26 protein-coding genes and 1 pseudogene are annotated in these 13,988 nt (G+C 40.7%); all 27 read right to left on the bottom strand.

What is annotated here, in order from left to right; genetic code table 11:
- Position 1: 1 nt before the first annotated feature.
- Positions 2-115: a 50S ribosomal protein L36 gene (gene rpmJ, locus MHI18_RS12025; RefSeq protein WP_003156543.1), complete on the bottom strand. Its 114-nt coding sequence runs from the start codon at positions 113-115 to the stop codon at positions 2-4.
- A gap of 39 nt (positions 116-154) precedes the next feature.
- Positions 155-373: a translation initiation factor IF-1 gene (gene infA, locus MHI18_RS12020; RefSeq protein ID WP_040372572.1), complete on the bottom strand. Its 219-nt coding sequence runs from the start codon at positions 371-373 to the stop codon at positions 155-157.
- Between the two features lie 82 nt (positions 374-455).
- A pseudogene (map, locus tag MHI18_RS12015) lies at positions 456-1,060 on the bottom strand (type I methionyl aminopeptidase); the annotation flags it as partial.
- 40 nt (positions 1,061-1,100) lie between these two features.
- Positions 1,101-1,751, bottom strand: coding sequence for an adenylate kinase (locus MHI18_RS12010; RefSeq protein ID WP_340847729.1), 651 nt, complete (start codon positions 1,749-1,751; stop codon positions 1,101-1,103).
- Positions 1,752-1,815: 64 nt separating this feature from the next.
- Positions 1,816-3,111, bottom strand: coding sequence for a preprotein translocase subunit SecY (secY, locus tag MHI18_RS12005; RefSeq protein WP_340847727.1), 1,296 nt, complete (start codon positions 3,109-3,111; stop codon positions 1,816-1,818).
- A complete protein-coding gene (gene rplO / locus MHI18_RS12000) occupies positions 3,111-3,551 on the bottom strand; it encodes a 50S ribosomal protein L15 (protein ID WP_340847726.1) in 441 nt (146 codons plus the stop codon). Before rplO ends, secY begins: the two co-directional genes overlap by 1 nt.
- A gap of 36 nt (positions 3,552-3,587) precedes the next feature.
- A complete protein-coding gene (gene rpmD, locus MHI18_RS11995) occupies positions 3,588-3,770 on the bottom strand; it encodes a 50S ribosomal protein L30 (RefSeq protein WP_340847725.1) in 183 nt (60 codons plus the stop codon).
- Entirely contained in the window at positions 3,763-4,284 is a 522-nt protein-coding gene (gene rpsE, locus MHI18_RS11990; protein ID WP_340847723.1) for a 30S ribosomal protein S5, read from the bottom strand. The genes rpmD and rpsE overlap by 8 nt, the downstream gene beginning before the upstream one ends.
- Before the next feature lie 21 nt (positions 4,285-4,305).
- A complete protein-coding gene (gene rplR / locus MHI18_RS11985; protein ID WP_340847721.1) occupies positions 4,306-4,671 on the bottom strand; it encodes a 50S ribosomal protein L18 in 366 nt (121 codons plus the stop codon).
- 32 nt (positions 4,672-4,703) lie between these two features.
- On the bottom strand, positions 4,704-5,240 hold the full coding sequence (rplF, locus tag MHI18_RS11980) for a 50S ribosomal protein L6 (protein ID WP_340847720.1): 537 nt from the start codon (positions 5,238-5,240) through the stop codon (positions 4,704-4,706).
- Positions 5,241-5,270: 30 nt separating this feature from the next.
- The gene (gene rpsH, locus MHI18_RS11975) at positions 5,271-5,669 is read right to left on the bottom strand and encodes a 30S ribosomal protein S8 (RefSeq protein ID WP_340847719.1); all 399 of its coding nucleotides are present in this window, start codon (positions 5,667-5,669) and stop codon (positions 5,271-5,273) included.
- Between the two features lie 30 nt (positions 5,670-5,699).
- Positions 5,700-5,885, bottom strand: a complete 186-nt coding sequence (locus MHI18_RS11970) for a type Z 30S ribosomal protein S14 (RefSeq protein WP_040372563.1) — start codon at positions 5,883-5,885, stop codon at positions 5,700-5,702.
- A gap of 28 nt (positions 5,886-5,913) precedes the next feature.
- The gene (gene rplE / locus MHI18_RS11965) at positions 5,914-6,453 is read right to left on the bottom strand and encodes a 50S ribosomal protein L5 (protein WP_040372562.1); all 540 of its coding nucleotides are present in this window, start codon (positions 6,451-6,453) and stop codon (positions 5,914-5,916) included.
- Between the two features lie 29 nt (positions 6,454-6,482).
- On the bottom strand, positions 6,483-6,794 hold the full coding sequence (gene rplX / locus MHI18_RS11960; RefSeq protein WP_040372561.1) for a 50S ribosomal protein L24: 312 nt from the start codon (positions 6,792-6,794) through the stop codon (positions 6,483-6,485).
- A 42-nt stretch (positions 6,795-6,836) separates the two neighbouring features.
- Positions 6,837-7,205 (bottom strand): 50S ribosomal protein L14, encoded by a 369-nt coding sequence (rplN, locus tag MHI18_RS11955; RefSeq protein ID WP_340847717.1) that lies wholly within the window; start codon positions 7,203-7,205, stop codon positions 6,837-6,839.
- 42 nt (positions 7,206-7,247) lie between these two features.
- Positions 7,248-7,511, bottom strand: coding sequence for a 30S ribosomal protein S17 (rpsQ, locus tag MHI18_RS11950; RefSeq protein WP_340847716.1), 264 nt, complete (start codon positions 7,509-7,511; stop codon positions 7,248-7,250).
- 18 nt (positions 7,512-7,529) lie between these two features.
- On the bottom strand, positions 7,530-7,733 hold the full coding sequence (gene rpmC / locus MHI18_RS11945) for a 50S ribosomal protein L29 (RefSeq protein ID WP_040372558.1): 204 nt from the start codon (positions 7,731-7,733) through the stop codon (positions 7,530-7,532).
- Complete coding sequence (rplP, locus tag MHI18_RS11940; RefSeq protein WP_340847713.1) at positions 7,723-8,157, bottom strand: 50S ribosomal protein L16; 435 nt, start codon at positions 8,155-8,157, stop codon at positions 7,723-7,725. Before rplP ends, rpmC begins: the two co-directional genes overlap by 11 nt.
- 1 nt (position 8,158) lies before the next feature.
- A complete protein-coding gene (gene rpsC, locus MHI18_RS11935) occupies positions 8,159-8,815 on the bottom strand; it encodes a 30S ribosomal protein S3 (RefSeq protein ID WP_340847711.1) in 657 nt (218 codons plus the stop codon).
- A 3-nt stretch (positions 8,816-8,818) separates the two neighbouring features.
- Positions 8,819-9,160 (bottom strand): 50S ribosomal protein L22, encoded by a 342-nt coding sequence (gene rplV, locus MHI18_RS11930; protein WP_040372552.1) that lies wholly within the window; start codon positions 9,158-9,160, stop codon positions 8,819-8,821.
- 17 nt (positions 9,161-9,177) lie between these two features.
- On the bottom strand, positions 9,178-9,456 hold the full coding sequence (rpsS, locus tag MHI18_RS11925; RefSeq protein WP_040372550.1) for a 30S ribosomal protein S19: 279 nt from the start codon (positions 9,454-9,456) through the stop codon (positions 9,178-9,180).
- Between the two features lie 60 nt (positions 9,457-9,516).
- Complete coding sequence (gene rplB, locus MHI18_RS11920) at positions 9,517-10,347, bottom strand: 50S ribosomal protein L2 (protein ID WP_340847708.1); 831 nt, start codon at positions 10,345-10,347, stop codon at positions 9,517-9,519.
- A gap of 26 nt (positions 10,348-10,373) precedes the next feature.
- On the bottom strand, positions 10,374-10,658 hold the full coding sequence (gene rplW / locus MHI18_RS11915) for a 50S ribosomal protein L23 (RefSeq protein WP_340847706.1): 285 nt from the start codon (positions 10,656-10,658) through the stop codon (positions 10,374-10,376).
- Positions 10,658-11,281: a 50S ribosomal protein L4 gene (gene rplD, locus MHI18_RS11910; protein ID WP_040372544.1), complete on the bottom strand. Its 624-nt coding sequence runs from the start codon at positions 11,279-11,281 to the stop codon at positions 10,658-10,660. The genes rplW and rplD overlap by 1 nt, the downstream gene beginning before the upstream one ends.
- Before the next feature lie 25 nt (positions 11,282-11,306).
- Positions 11,307-11,936 (bottom strand): 50S ribosomal protein L3, encoded by a 630-nt coding sequence (gene rplC / locus MHI18_RS11905; RefSeq protein WP_040372542.1) that lies wholly within the window; start codon positions 11,934-11,936, stop codon positions 11,307-11,309.
- Positions 11,937-11,973: 37 nt separating this feature from the next.
- On the bottom strand, positions 11,974-12,282 hold the full coding sequence (gene rpsJ, locus MHI18_RS11900) for a 30S ribosomal protein S10 (protein WP_040372540.1): 309 nt from the start codon (positions 12,280-12,282) through the stop codon (positions 11,974-11,976).
- Between the two features lie 504 nt (positions 12,283-12,786).
- The gene (gene tuf, locus MHI18_RS11895; RefSeq protein WP_340847704.1) at positions 12,787-13,974 is read right to left on the bottom strand and encodes an elongation factor Tu; all 1,188 of its coding nucleotides are present in this window, start codon (positions 13,972-13,974) and stop codon (positions 12,787-12,789) included.
- Positions 13,975-13,988 lie beyond the last annotated feature (14 nt).

The following is a 13,988-nucleotide window of genomic DNA, read 5'->3' as shown; positions in this document are numbered from 1 at the left end:
ATTAGCCTTGTTTTTGTTTATGTTTAGGGTTTTCGCAAATAACCATAACTTTACCTTTTCTGCGGATAACTTTACATTTTTCGCAGATGGGCTTAACAGATGGTCTGACTTTCATTGCTATCTAACCTCCTTATACAGATCGGAGCGTACCCGATTACTTAAATCGGTAAGTGATTCTGCCGCGAGTTAGATCATACGGGGAAAGCTCAACCGTAACTTTATCTCCAGGCAAAATGCGAATAAAGTGCATACGAATTTTACCGGATACATGAGCTAAAACAGTATGACCATTTTCTAATTCTACCTTAAACATTGCATTTGGCAAAGTCTCAGTGACCGTGCCTTCAACTTCAATTACATCGTCTTTCGCCATTAAATTGATTCTCCCTTCTCTATGCGTGAACTCATATCGGAAGCATTCAACACAATCACTTCTGCTTATAGCTTCTTCAGGATTAAAACCCTGTTTCTGTGATTGCAACTGTATGCTCAAAATGGGTACACATCTTTCCGTCAGCCGTTACGACAGTCCAATAATCCTCCAAAGTCTAAAACATTCTGCTAGCACTATTCATAATTCAACAGCGAGCACCATGCCAGGCTTTTACCGAGGACCTTTATCAGGTGGACCGAAATGAGAATTTGTAGATCCTCATGTAAGTCTTGACCGATTCCGTGACCGACATACTCTCTTACAACAGAGAAGCGTTCAGCCTCGACATAGGTTTGTATAGCATGGGAGATGTTTGAAAGGCGCATAACTATTGCTTCTTCCAACCCTCTATATAATGACTCTTCGGTAACCTGTAAGAGTCGCTGCGTTTCATCATCAATTTTGCCGACAGGGAATGACCAAGCTGAGTCACATTGATAGCAAGTAACAATATCATTTCTGATACCGGCTTCTTGCCTAACTCGTAACCTGGATTACCATGCACACGAGATCATTGTTAACAGATGGGCAAATACTGCCGCGAAATCCATTATACCCTTTAACTGAAGGGAATGCATTATGTTTCACTATAAACCTTCCTGCAGAGCAGTCTAATTCAGTAGTTGATCGATTAATACAGATTTCAGCGGGGTTTTACAAACGATTCTTAACGTACAGCACCAAGGAGCACATCGATGTCTTCAAATACTTTATTAATATCTTGCTGGCCGTTAATGTTACGCACATAGCCTTTTTCTTGATAAAAATCAAGAAGGGGCTGTGTTTGCTTAAGGTTCACATCTAAACGATTTTGAACCGTTTCAGCATTATCGTCAGCTCGTTGGTAAAGGTCACCGCCGCAGCGATCACAAGTATCCTCTTTTGCTGGTGGATTAAACACCAGGTGATAGGTAGAACCGCAAGCTTTACAGATCCGGCGTCCAGTCAATCTTTCCATAAGAATATCTTTATCAACGTCGATATTAATCACAAAATCGATTTGACGATTAAGTTCTGCTGTAATATCCTCAAGTGCAGCCGCCTGAGCCACTGTACGAGGGAAACCGTCAAGCAAGAAACCTTTTTCGCAATCGCTTTTGCCTAATCGTTCACGAACAATGCCAATTGTTACCTCATCGGGAACAAGTTCACCTTTATCCATGAATGACTTTGCTTTTAAACCAAGTTCCGTACCTTCTTTAATAGCTGCCCGGAACATATCTCCTGTAGAGATATGAGGGATATGATAATTTTCTACGATTCTCTCGGCTTGGGTACCTTTACCAGCACCTGGAAGACCCATTAAGACTAAATTCACGTTTCTCTTTCCCCCTCAAACTCCATAATGTGATTTTGGGAACACAAATGTCCCCAAATTCTCATTACTTTATGAAACCTTTATAATGCCGTTTTACTAACTGTGATTCAAGCTGTTTCATCGTATCAAGAGCGACACCAACTATAATTAGAAGGCTCGTTCCTCCGATTTGTGCAGATTGAGGCAGATTAGCGATATTTATAAAGAATACCGGTAATATTGCAATCGCAGCTAGAAAGATAGATCCAACAAACGTCAAGCGATACAACACAGACGTTACATAATCCTGTGTGCTCTTACCTGGGCGAATCCCCGGAACATAACCGCCTTGTTTCTTCAGATTTTCAGCCATTTGTTCAGGATTAACCTGTATAAAGGCATAAAAATATGTGAAGGCGATAATAAGGGCCACATAGACAATCATCCCAATAGGCTGAGTATAATCAAATGTGTTTTGAATCCAAGTGGTCGTGCTATTTGTTCCAAAGAACGAAGCAATCGTCCTTGGAGTAATGATAAACGCTGTCGCGAAGATGACTGGTATAACGCCTGCAGCATTTACTTTTAACGGTAAATGTGTAGATTGTCCGCCAGATTGCGTACGGCCAACTGCAGCACGCTTAGCGTATTGAATTGGAATTTTGCGTAATGCTTGCTGCATAAAGATAACAGCTACAACAACGGCTAGGACCGCAATTACCAGAAGGATCATTGTAGCGATCTTAATGAATAATTGATCTCCAACATCTTCAAATTGCTGAGCGTAGATTTGGTTTATCGTTGTCGGTAAACTTGCTACAATCCCTGCGAAAATGATGATGGATATACCGTTACCAACGCCTTTAGAGGTAATCAGCTCCCCTAACCACAGGAGAAAAGCTGTACCTGCTGTAAGAACAGTGGCAATTAGCAAATAGGTTCCAATCCCTGGATTGTTGATCAGTTGTCCACTAGACATACTATTAAATCCATAAGACATACCCAAAGCTTGGATAAATCCTAGGATTATAGTAGCGTAACGTGTAAACTGTGCTAATTTACGTCGCCCTGACTCTCCTTGTTTAGACCACTCAGTGAACTTAGGAACAACGTCCATCTGCAACAACTGAATGATAATGGATGCTGTAATATACGGCATGATACCCATCGCTAAGATTGAGAAGTTACTCAGTGCACCGCCGCCGAAGGTATTCAAGATACCATAGACGCTTAGCTGATCCTGCGCTGCCAGCACATCGGCATTCACATTCGGTACAGGTATAAACGTACCGATGCGATAGACGATTAGCATAATCAGTGTGAAAAGAATTTTGTTTCTTATGTCAGCCACGCGCATAAAGTTGGAGATCGAGCGAAACATTAAATCACCTCAGTTGTACCGCCGGCAGCTTCGATAGCTTCCTTAGCAGTAGCAGAGAATTTGTGAGCTTGGATTGTAAGCTTTTTCTCTACAGTACCTTTGGCGAGAATTTTAATTCCCGATTTTTCATTTTTGACAATTCCAGTCTCAATTAATAGAGCTGGAGTGATTACTGTACCATCTTCAAAGCGGTTCAGCAGATCAAGGTTAACGATCGCGTAATCTTTACGGTTAACGTTAGAGAATCCACGTTTTGGTAAACGTCTGAATAATGGTGTTTGACCACCTTCAAATCCAAGACGTACACCGCCGCCAGAACGAGAGTTTTGACCTTTAGTACCTCTACCTGCTGTTTTACCGTTACCAGATCCAATACCGCGTCCTTTGCGTTTCGGATCTTTACGGGATCCTTCTGCAGCTTTCAACTCATGAAGTTTCATATGTTGGCACCTCCTTGTTATAAGAAAAAATTGATTTTATTGTTCTTTTACAGTAACAAGATGAGCAACTTTGTTGATCATACCACGTGTAACAGGGGTATCATTATGAACAACTGTTTGATGCATTTTGCGTAAACCCAGGGTGTTTACTGTAACACGTTGGTCTTTAGGGCGACCAATTAAACTGCGAGTAAGAGTAATTTCTAATTTATTAGCCATTAGACTTTCCTCCAAATCCTAACAATTCTTGTACTGACTTACCACGTAGCTTCGCTACATCTTCAGCACGTTTTAATTGCTCTAATCCTTGGATAGTAGCACGAACCATGTTAATAGGTGTGTTAGTACCAAGTGATTTAGAAAGGATATCTGCTACTCCGCCAAGTTCAAGTACTGCACGAACTGGACCACCAGCAATAACGCCAGTACCTTCAGAAGCAGGTTTCAATAGAATGTGTCCTGCACCAAAACGACCATTAACAACGTGAGGAATTGTAGTTCCTACCATTGGTACAGTAATTAGATTCTTTCTAGCATCTTCAATAGCTTTACGGATAGCATCTGGAACTTCTTGAGCTTTACCAGTACCAAAACCGACATGTCCGTTCTTATCACCAACAACTACAAGTGCAGTGAAACGGAAACGACGTCCGCCTTTAACAACTTTAGCTACACGGTTAATTGTAACTACGCGTTCTTCAAGTTCTAATTTATTAGGATCAATACGAAGCATCTGTTTTGTCCCTCCTTATCCTTAAAATTCTAAGCCGTTTTCACGAGCAGCGTCAGCTAATGCTTTAACACGGCCATGGAAGAGGTAACCACCGCGGTCAAATACCACAGCTTTAATACCTTTTTCACCAGCACGTTTTGCAATAAGTTCGCCAACCTTTTGAGCTGCTTCAGCATTGTTACTAGTAGTTTCAGTTGAGATCTCTTTATCAAGAGTTGAAGCACTAGCCAATGTTACGCCGTTTGCATCGTCAATTAATTGTGCGTAAATGTGTTTGTTTGAACGGAACACATTTAAACGAGGACGAGCTTCCGATCCAGAAAGTTTAGCACGTACACGCGCATGTCTTTTCTGACGAGTAGCATTTTTATCAAGCTTCGTAATCATTTACGTCACTCCTTTCGTTTACTTAAGCAGCATTATTTACCTGTTTTTCCTTCTTTACGACGAACAACTTCGCCAGTGTAACGAATACCTTTACCTTTGTACGGCTCAGGCGGACGAACATCACGAACGTTTGCTGCAAGAGCTCCAACACGTTCTTTGCTCGCACCTTTAATGATGATTTTTGTATTAGTAGGAACTTCAACTTCAATTCCTGCTTCTGGTTCTATTTCAACTGGGTGAGAATATCCTACGTTAAGGATAAGCTTAGTACCTTGCTTTTGTGCACGGTACCCAACCCCGATAAGTTCAAGTGATTTTTCAAAACCTGCAGATACACCCTCGACCATGTTAGAAATAAGTGCGCGTGTTGTACCGTGTAAAGCACGGTGGATCTTCGCGTCTGAAGGACGAGTTACTGTAAGAATGTTATCTTCCAAAGCAATAGTGATATCTGAGTTGAAAGTTCTAGTTAATTCCCCTTTAGGGCCTTTTACTGTTACATCGCTACCAGCAATAGTAACAGTTACGCCTGCAGGGATCTCAATAGGTTGTTTACCTATACGTGACATCTAGTGCACCTCCATTCCTGTGAAAATGTATTACCAAACGTATGCTAGTACTTCTCCGCCAACTTGTTTAGCGCGAGCTTCTTTATCTGTGAAAACTCCGTTAGAAGTAGAAACAATTGCAATACCTAGTCCGTTAAGGACACGTGGTACTTCACCTGTCTTAGCATATACACGCAAACCTGGTTTGCTTATACGTTTTAGACCAGTGATAACACGTTCATTATTTGCACCGTATTTTAAGAAGATACGGATAATACCTTGTTTGCTGTCCTCGATAAACTCAACATCACGTACGAAACCTTCACGCTTTAAGATTTCAGCGATTTCACGCTTAATCTTTGAAGCAGGAACCTCTAGTTTTTCGTGACGAACCATGTTCGCGTTACGGATACGAGTAAGCAAATCTGCAATAGGATCTGTCATGACCATTATATTTTACCTCCTTCCCAAACTCGGGTTTTACCAGCTAGCTTTCTTAACGCCTGGAATTTGTCCTTTATGTGCAAGTTCACGGAAACAAATACGGCAAAGCTTAAATTTACGATATACAGAGTGTGGACGACCGCAGCGTTCGCAACGAGAATACTCTTGTACTTGGAATTTTTGTGTACGTTTTTGCTTGACGATCATAGACTTTTTAGCCACGTTTTCGCCTCCCTTTATTTAGAGATGATTACTTTTGAAACGGCATTCCGATTTGAGTAAGTAGTTCACGAGCTTCTTCGTCTGTATTAGCAGTAGTTACGATAACGATATCCATACCACGAACTTTGCTTACTTTATCGTAGTCAATCTCAGGGAAGATAAGTTGTTCTTTAATTCCTAATGTGTAGTTACCACGACCATCGAAAGATTTCTTAGAAACCCCACGGAAGTCACGTACACGAGGTAAAGATACAGTTACTAACTTATCTAGGAAATCATACATACGCTCACCGCGTAGTGTGATTTTCGCACCGATTGGCATACCTTCACGCAGACGGAAACCAGCGATTGATTTTTTAGCTTTTGTAATAACAGGTTTTTGACCAGTGATTAGTGCAAGTTCTTCAACAGCATTATCCAATGCTTTTGAATTAGAAACTGCATCACCAACACCCATGTTCAATACAATTTTATCTACTTGTGGTACTTGCATTACTGATTTATAACTAAATTTGCTCATTAGAGCAGGAGTGATTTCACTTTGGAATTTTTCCTTTAGGCGGCTCATTGCTTAGTGTACCTCCCTTCTTTATAAACTTATTTATCTAGAATTTCACCTGATTTAATAGCTACGCGTACTTTCTTGCCGTCTTCCACCTTGTAACCAACACGAGTAGGTGTTCCTGATTTAGGATCAAGTGGCATAACATTTGATACGTGAATAGCAGCTTCGCGACTAATAATTCCACCTTGTGGATTAATTTGTGACGGCTTAGAATGCTTTTTCACGATGTTAATTCCTTCAACAAGCACACGATCCTTCTTAGGATATGCCTCAAGAATAACACCTTGTTTGCCCTTGTCCTTACCAGAGATAACTACGACTTTATCACCTTTTTTAACATGCATTAGCTTCGCACCTCCTTGAAAGGCCTTTTAAGGGATTTATCTTTATAATACTTCTGGAGCTAGTGAAACGATTTTCATGAAACTGCTGTCACGTAATTCACGAGCAACAGGTCCAAAAATACGAGTTCCACGCGGGCTCTTATCGTCACGGATAATTACACAAGCATTTTCGTCGAAACGAATGTAAGTACCGTCAGGACGACGTACACCGCGTCTTGTACGAACAACTACAGCTTTAACTACTTCACCTTTTTTAACAACGCCACCTGGTGTTGCTTGTTTTACTGTACATACGATAACATCACCGATGTTAGCATACTTACGGCCGGAACCACCAAGGACTTTAATTGTTAGAACTTCACGAGCTCCAGAGTTATCAGCTACTTTTAAACGTGATTCTTGTTGAATCATGTACGAAACCTCCCTTCGGAATTAACTTAATCCGAACACTGATTAAATAATTACTGCTTTTTCTACTATATCTACTAGACGGAAACGTTTTGTTGCTGAAAGTGGACGAGTCTCCATAATACGGACAACATCACCAGTTTTAGCTTCGTTTTGTTCGTCATGAGCTTTAAGTTTTTTTGAATACTTAACGCGTTTCCCGTATAGAGAATGCGTTTTGTACGTTTCAACTACTACTGTTACCGTTTTATCCATTTTGTCGGAAATAACACGGCCAGTGTATATCTTACGTTGGTTGCGTTCGCTCATTATGCAAACCTCCCCTCATTATCGATTGTTGACGCCGATCTCTCTTTCACGAACAACTGTCTTCATACGAGCGATCGATTTGCGTACTTCACGGATACGTGCTGTATTTTCAAGTTGTCCAGTAGCTAACTGGAAACGAAGATTAAATAATTCTTCTTTAAGAGATTTTACTTTTTGTTCAATTTCAGCCGTGGTTAGATCTTTAATTTCATCAGCTTTCATTGGATTCACCACCAATTTCTTCACGTTTTACAAACTTACATTTGATAGGAAGTTTGTGTGCGGCAAGACGTAATGCTTCACGAGCCACCTCTTCAGGTACACCTGCGATTTCAAACATAACTTTGCCTGGTTTTACGACAGCTACCCAGCCTTCAGGAGCACCTTTACCAGAACCCATCCGCACTTCAAGTGGTTTAGCAGTGAACGGCTTGCTTGGGAAAATCTTAATCCAAACTTTACCACCACGTTTCATGTAACGAGTCATTGCAACACGGGCAGCTTCAATTTGACGGTTAGTGATCCAAGAAGCTTCAGTAGCTTTTAAACCAAATTCACCAAAATGAACTTCTGTTCCGCCTTTTGCTTTACCACGCATTTTACCACGATGTTCACGACGATACTTTACGCGTTTAGGCAATAACATATTATTTTCCTCCTTCCTCGGATTTCTTCTTAGTAGGAAGAATTTCTCCACGGTAGATCCATACTTTCACGCCAAGCTTACCATAAGTAGTATCTGCTTCAGCATGCGCATAATCAATGTCAGCGCGAAGTGTGTGAAGAGGAACTGTTCCTTCGCTATAATGTTCAGAACGAGCGATATCTGCTCCGCCTAGACGACCAGAAACCTGTGTTTTAATTCCTTGAGCGCCAGAACGCATTGTGCGTTGGATAGCTTGTTTCTGTGCACGACGGAAAGAAACACGATTTTCTAATTGTTTAGCGATATTTTCTGCGACTAATTTCGCATCAAGATCTGCTCTCTTAATTTCAATAATGTTAATATGAACTCTTTTACCTGTAAGTTGATTCAATGCTTTACGAAGTGCTTCGACTTCCGTACCGCCTTTACCAATAACCATACCAGGTTTAGCAGTATGAACGGAAACATTCACACGATTGGCTGCACGTTCGATTTCTACTTTAGATACTGAAGCTTCGCTTAAACGTTTTGCAATGTATTGACGAATCTTAAGATCTTCATGTAAAAGAACGGCGTAGTCTTTATCAGCGTACCATTTAGACTCCCAATCACGAATAATGCCTACTCGCAATCCGATTGGATTTATCTTTTGACCCACAGATTATCCCTCCTTCTTTTCTGATACTACGATTGTAATATGACTAGTACGTTTGTTAATTGCACTAGCACGACCCATCGCACGAGGACGGAAACGTTTTAAGGTTGGTCCTTCGTTAACGTAAGCCTCTGAAATAAACAGGTTATTAATATCCATTTCGTAGTTATGCTCCGCATTTGCAATAGCAGACTTAAGAACTTTTTCTACGACTGGAGATGCAGCTTTCGGTGTTAAACGAAGAATTGCAAGTGCTTCACCAATTTTTTTTCCTCGAATCAAATCTGCGACTAAACCGACTTTACGAGGAGCAATACGTACTGTTCTAGCAACAGCTTTTGCTTCCATGAGATGCCCTCCTCTCATTAACGTCTTGTTTTCTTATCGTCACTTGCGTGACCTTTATAAGTACGTGTAGGTGCGAATTCACCAAGTTTGTGACCGACCATATCTTCAGTAACATAAACTGGTACATGTTTGCGACCATCATATACTGCGATAGTATGTCCGATGAATTGCGGGAAGATTGTTGACCGACGAGACCAAGTTTTAACAACCTGCTTTTTGTCAGCTTCATTTAATTTTTCAACTTTAACGATTAAATGTTCATCAGCGAATGGTCCTTTTTTTAAGCTGCGACCCATGTGGGTACCTCCCTTCGTGATTGTTCTACGGTCCGAATCTTGAACCGTAGTTCAACCGCGTTATTTTTTACGACGACGCACGATAAATTTATCGGATTTGTTCTTCTTCTTACGAGTTTTATAACCAAGTGTTGGTTTACCCCAAGGAGACATTGGTGATTTACGTCCGATAGGAGATTTACCTTCACCACCACCATGCGGGTGATCGTTCGGATTCATTACTGATCCACGAACTGTTGGGCGTTTTCCTAACCAACGGTTACGTCCAGCTTTACCAATATTGATAAGTTCATGCTGCTCATTACCAACTTGACCGATTGTAGCACGACAAGTAGCAAGAATCATACGAACCTCACTTGAATTTAAACGTACAAGCACGTAACGGCCTTCTTTACCAAGAACCTGTGCAGATGTACCAGCAGAACGGACTAATTGTCCACCTTTGCCTGGTTTTAATTCGATATTGTGTATAACTGTACCCACTGGGATATTTGATAATGGAAGAGCGTTTCCTACTTTAATGTCAGCTTCTGTACCTGACATAATCTCCATACCTACTTCTAGGTTTTTAGGAGCAAGGATATACAATTTCTCTCCATCCATGTAATTGATTAATGCAATGTTTGCTGAACGGTTGGGATCGTACTCGATCGTGGCAACGCGTCCAGGTATACCATCTTTATTCCGTTTGAAATCGATGATACGGTATTGACGCTTGTGTCCACCACCATGATGACGAACGGTTAACTTACCTTGGTTGTTACGGCCGCCTTTTCTGTGTAAAGGAGCAAGCAATGATTTTTCTGGTGTGCTAGTTGTAATCTCAGCAAAATCAGAAACAGTCATGCCGCGTCGTCCGTTAGAGGTAGGTTTATACTTCTTGATTCCCATGTGTATTTCCCTCCTTCTCTATTAGATTAAGCTTCGAATAATTCGATTTCGTTGCTATCTGCAGTTAATTTAACAATCGCTTTACGGCGCTTGTTCGTATATCCTGCGTGTTTACCCATACGTTTGAATTTACCTTTGTAGTTCATGATGTTAACTTTCTCAACTTTAACACTGAAAATTTCTTGAACAGCATCTTTAACTTGAGTTTTGTTAGCCCGAACATCAACCTCAAACGTATATTTTTTTTCAGCCATAAGGTCTGAAGAAGCTTCAGTAATTACGGGGCGCTTAATGATATCGCGTGCATCCATTATGCAAGCACCTCCTCTACTTTTTCGACAGCTGACTTAGTCATGATCAATTTGTTGTGTGATACAACATCAAGAACATTAAGACCAGTAGCTTCCACTACAGTAATACCAGGGATATTACGAGCAGATAGGGCAACTTTCTCATCTAAACCGTCAGTAACGATCAACGCTTTAGTATCAATAGAAAGACCAGCTAAAACAGCTGCAAATTCTTTTGTTTTTGGAGCTTCAAAAGCAAGGTTATCCAGCACCAATACATTTTCTTCTAATACTTTAGCAGATAATGCAGATTTGATAGCTAAACGACGTACTTTTTTAGGCAATTTGTAAGCATATGATCTTGGAGTAGGACCGAATACAACCCCACCGCCACGCCATTGTGGAGAACGAATAGAACCTTGACGCGCACGTCCAGTTCCTTTTTGTTTCCAAGGCTTACGACCACCGCCTGCAACTTCAGAACGATTTTTTACTTTATGTGTTCCTTGACGCAAAGACGCTCTTTGCATGATGATTGCTTCGAATAATACATGGTTATTTGGTTCGATACCAAAGATAGAATCATTAAGTTCGATTGCTCCAACTTCTGATCCAGCTTGGCTGAACATAGTAACTTTAGGCATTTAATGCTCCTCCTTTCTTAAAAAATTACTTAGCTTTTACGCCACTTACTACTTTAATCATAGCTTTTTTCGAGCCAGGTACATTACCTTTGATTAGTAGAATGTTACGCTCAACGTCAACCTTAACGATAGTTAAGTTTTGAACAGTGATTTGTTTTCCACCCATGCGGCCAGGTAATTTTTTACCTTTGAAAACACGGTTAGGAGCTACAGGTCCCATAGAACCTGGACGACGATGGTAACGAGAACCGTGACTCATTGGTCCGCGAGATTGTCCGTGGCGTTTGATTGAGCCTTGGAAACCTTTACCCTTCGAAATTCCAGTTACATCAACTACATCGCCTTCAGCAAAAATATCAACTTTGACTTCTTGACCGATCTCGTAAGCATCGAGATTCGTTTCGCGGAATTCGCGAATGAAGCGCTTAGGTGCGGTATTAGCTTTTTCAACATGGCCTTTAGCAGGTTTGTTTGAAAGTTTTTCGCGTTTGTTTTCGAAACCGATTTGGATTGCTTCATATCCGTCGTTTTCAACAGTTTTCTTTTGTAAAACTACGTTATCAGCAGCTTGGACAACTGTTACTGGGATTAGCTCACCGTTTTCAGCAAAAATTTGCGTCATACCGATTTTTCTTCCTAAGATTCCTTTGGTCATTAGTCACACCTCCTATAATTTTTCCTTGCATCTATTCTTAAAGTTTAATTTCAATGTCCACACCAGACGGTAAGTCTAAACGCATTAACGAATCAACAGTTTGTGGTGTTGGGTTAACGATATCGATTAAACGCTTGTGTGTACGCATCTCAAATTGTTCACGAGAATCTTTGTATTTATGAACCGCACGAAGAACTGTATATACAGATCTTTCAGTTGGTAATGGAATCGGACCAGATACAGCCGCACCAGAACGTTTTGCAGTTTCTACAATTTTCTCAGCAGATTGATCAAGAATTCTGTGATCATATGCTTTTAAACGGATACGAATCTTTTGTTTTGCCATAATTTTCCCTCCTTTTCGCCTATTTTTAAAATAGACTCTCTCAATGGAAATTTCCCACACACTCGCCATGGCAAAGCGGCCGGGTGTGTCAGCAACCTTCCATATCATCGCAGTCAAAGACCAACATTGTCTATTATACATAAAACATAATGAATAAGCAAGTAATAACTTATAAACATTATGTAGCACACTTTTACTATTATACATACATGATTAGTGATTTTCAAGAGGATAATAAATTTAATGGTTGGTAATTTCCAACTGTGTCAATAATACGTCAAATACCCGTATTCGCTCTCATAGATCCTTCAGCCGTTTAGTAAGTATACTATAGAAGAAAGGCGACTTATAACGACTAGCTATGAAAACAGCTAGAATGTTATTATACATCATTAAAGATAAATGTCTAATTTTAAATATAATAAAATGTCATAAAAAAAAGCAGCCGGCGTCCCAGCTGCTTTCTTTCGGAAGGCGTCCCTTCCATATTTAGTTCTAGATCAATTATTCAGTAATAGAAGCTACTACTCCAGCACCAACAGTACGTCCACCCTCACGGATAGAGAACTTAGTACCTTCTTCGATAGCGATTGGAGCGATAAGCTCAACAGACATTTCGATGTTATCACCAGGCATAACCATTTCTACGCCTTCAGGAAGGTTACAAATACCAGTTACATCAGTTGTACGGAAGTAGAACTGTGGACGGTAGTTTGTGAAGAATGGAGTATGACGTCCACCTTCTTCTTTTGATAATACATATACTTCAGCTTTGAATTTGCTGTGTGGAGTGATTGTACCTGGTTTAGCAAGTACTTGTCCACGTTGGATATCTTCACGAGCTACACCACGAAGTAGTGCGCCGATGTTGTCGCCAGCTTCAGCATAATCAAGAAGTTTACGGAACATTTCAACACCAGTTACTGTAGTAGGTTTTGGCTCTTCGTTAAGACCGATGATGTCGATAACATCTCCGACTTTAACTACTCCACGTTCTACACGGCCAGTAGCAACTGTTCCACGTCCAGTGATTGAGAATACATCCTCAACAGGCATCATGAAAGGCTTGTCAGTGTCACGAGTTGGATTTGGGATATATTCATCAACAGCAGTCATTAATTCATGAATTTTTTCTTCCCAAGCAGCGTCTCCTTCAAGAGCTTTAAGAGCAGAACCTTTGATAACTGGAATGTCATCGCCAGGGAAATCGTATTCAGAAAGAAGGTCACGAATTTCCATTTCTACTAATTCAAGAAGTTCTTCGTCATCAACCATGTCGCATTTGTTCATGAATACTACTAAGAACGGAACACCAACTTGTTTAGAAAGAAGGATGTGCTCACGAGTTTGCGGCATTGGGCCATCAGCAGCAGAAACAACTAAGATTCCGCCATCCATTTGTGCAGCACCAGTGATCATGTTTTTAACGTAATCAGCATGGCCTGGGCAGTCAACGTGTGCATAGTGACGAGTTTCAGTTTCGTACTCAACGTGTGCAGTAGAGATTGTGATACCACGTTCTCTTTCTTCTGGTGCACCATCGATTTGGTCATAAGCGCGAGCTTCTGCTCCGCCTGATTTTGCAAGAACAGTTGTGATAGCAGCTGTTAATGTAGTTTTACCGTGGTCGACGTGACCAATTGTTCCAACGTTAACGTGTGGTTTAGTACGATCAAATTTAGCTTTACCCATTAGGATATTCCTCC

The organism is Peribacillus sp. FSL H8-0477, from assembly GCF_038002765.1.
GTDB lineage: Bacteria > Bacillota > Bacilli > Bacillales > DSM-1321 > Peribacillus.
The sequence above is the reverse complement of the archived record's forward strand: the minus strand, read 5'-3'. Positions and strand labels throughout refer to the sequence as shown.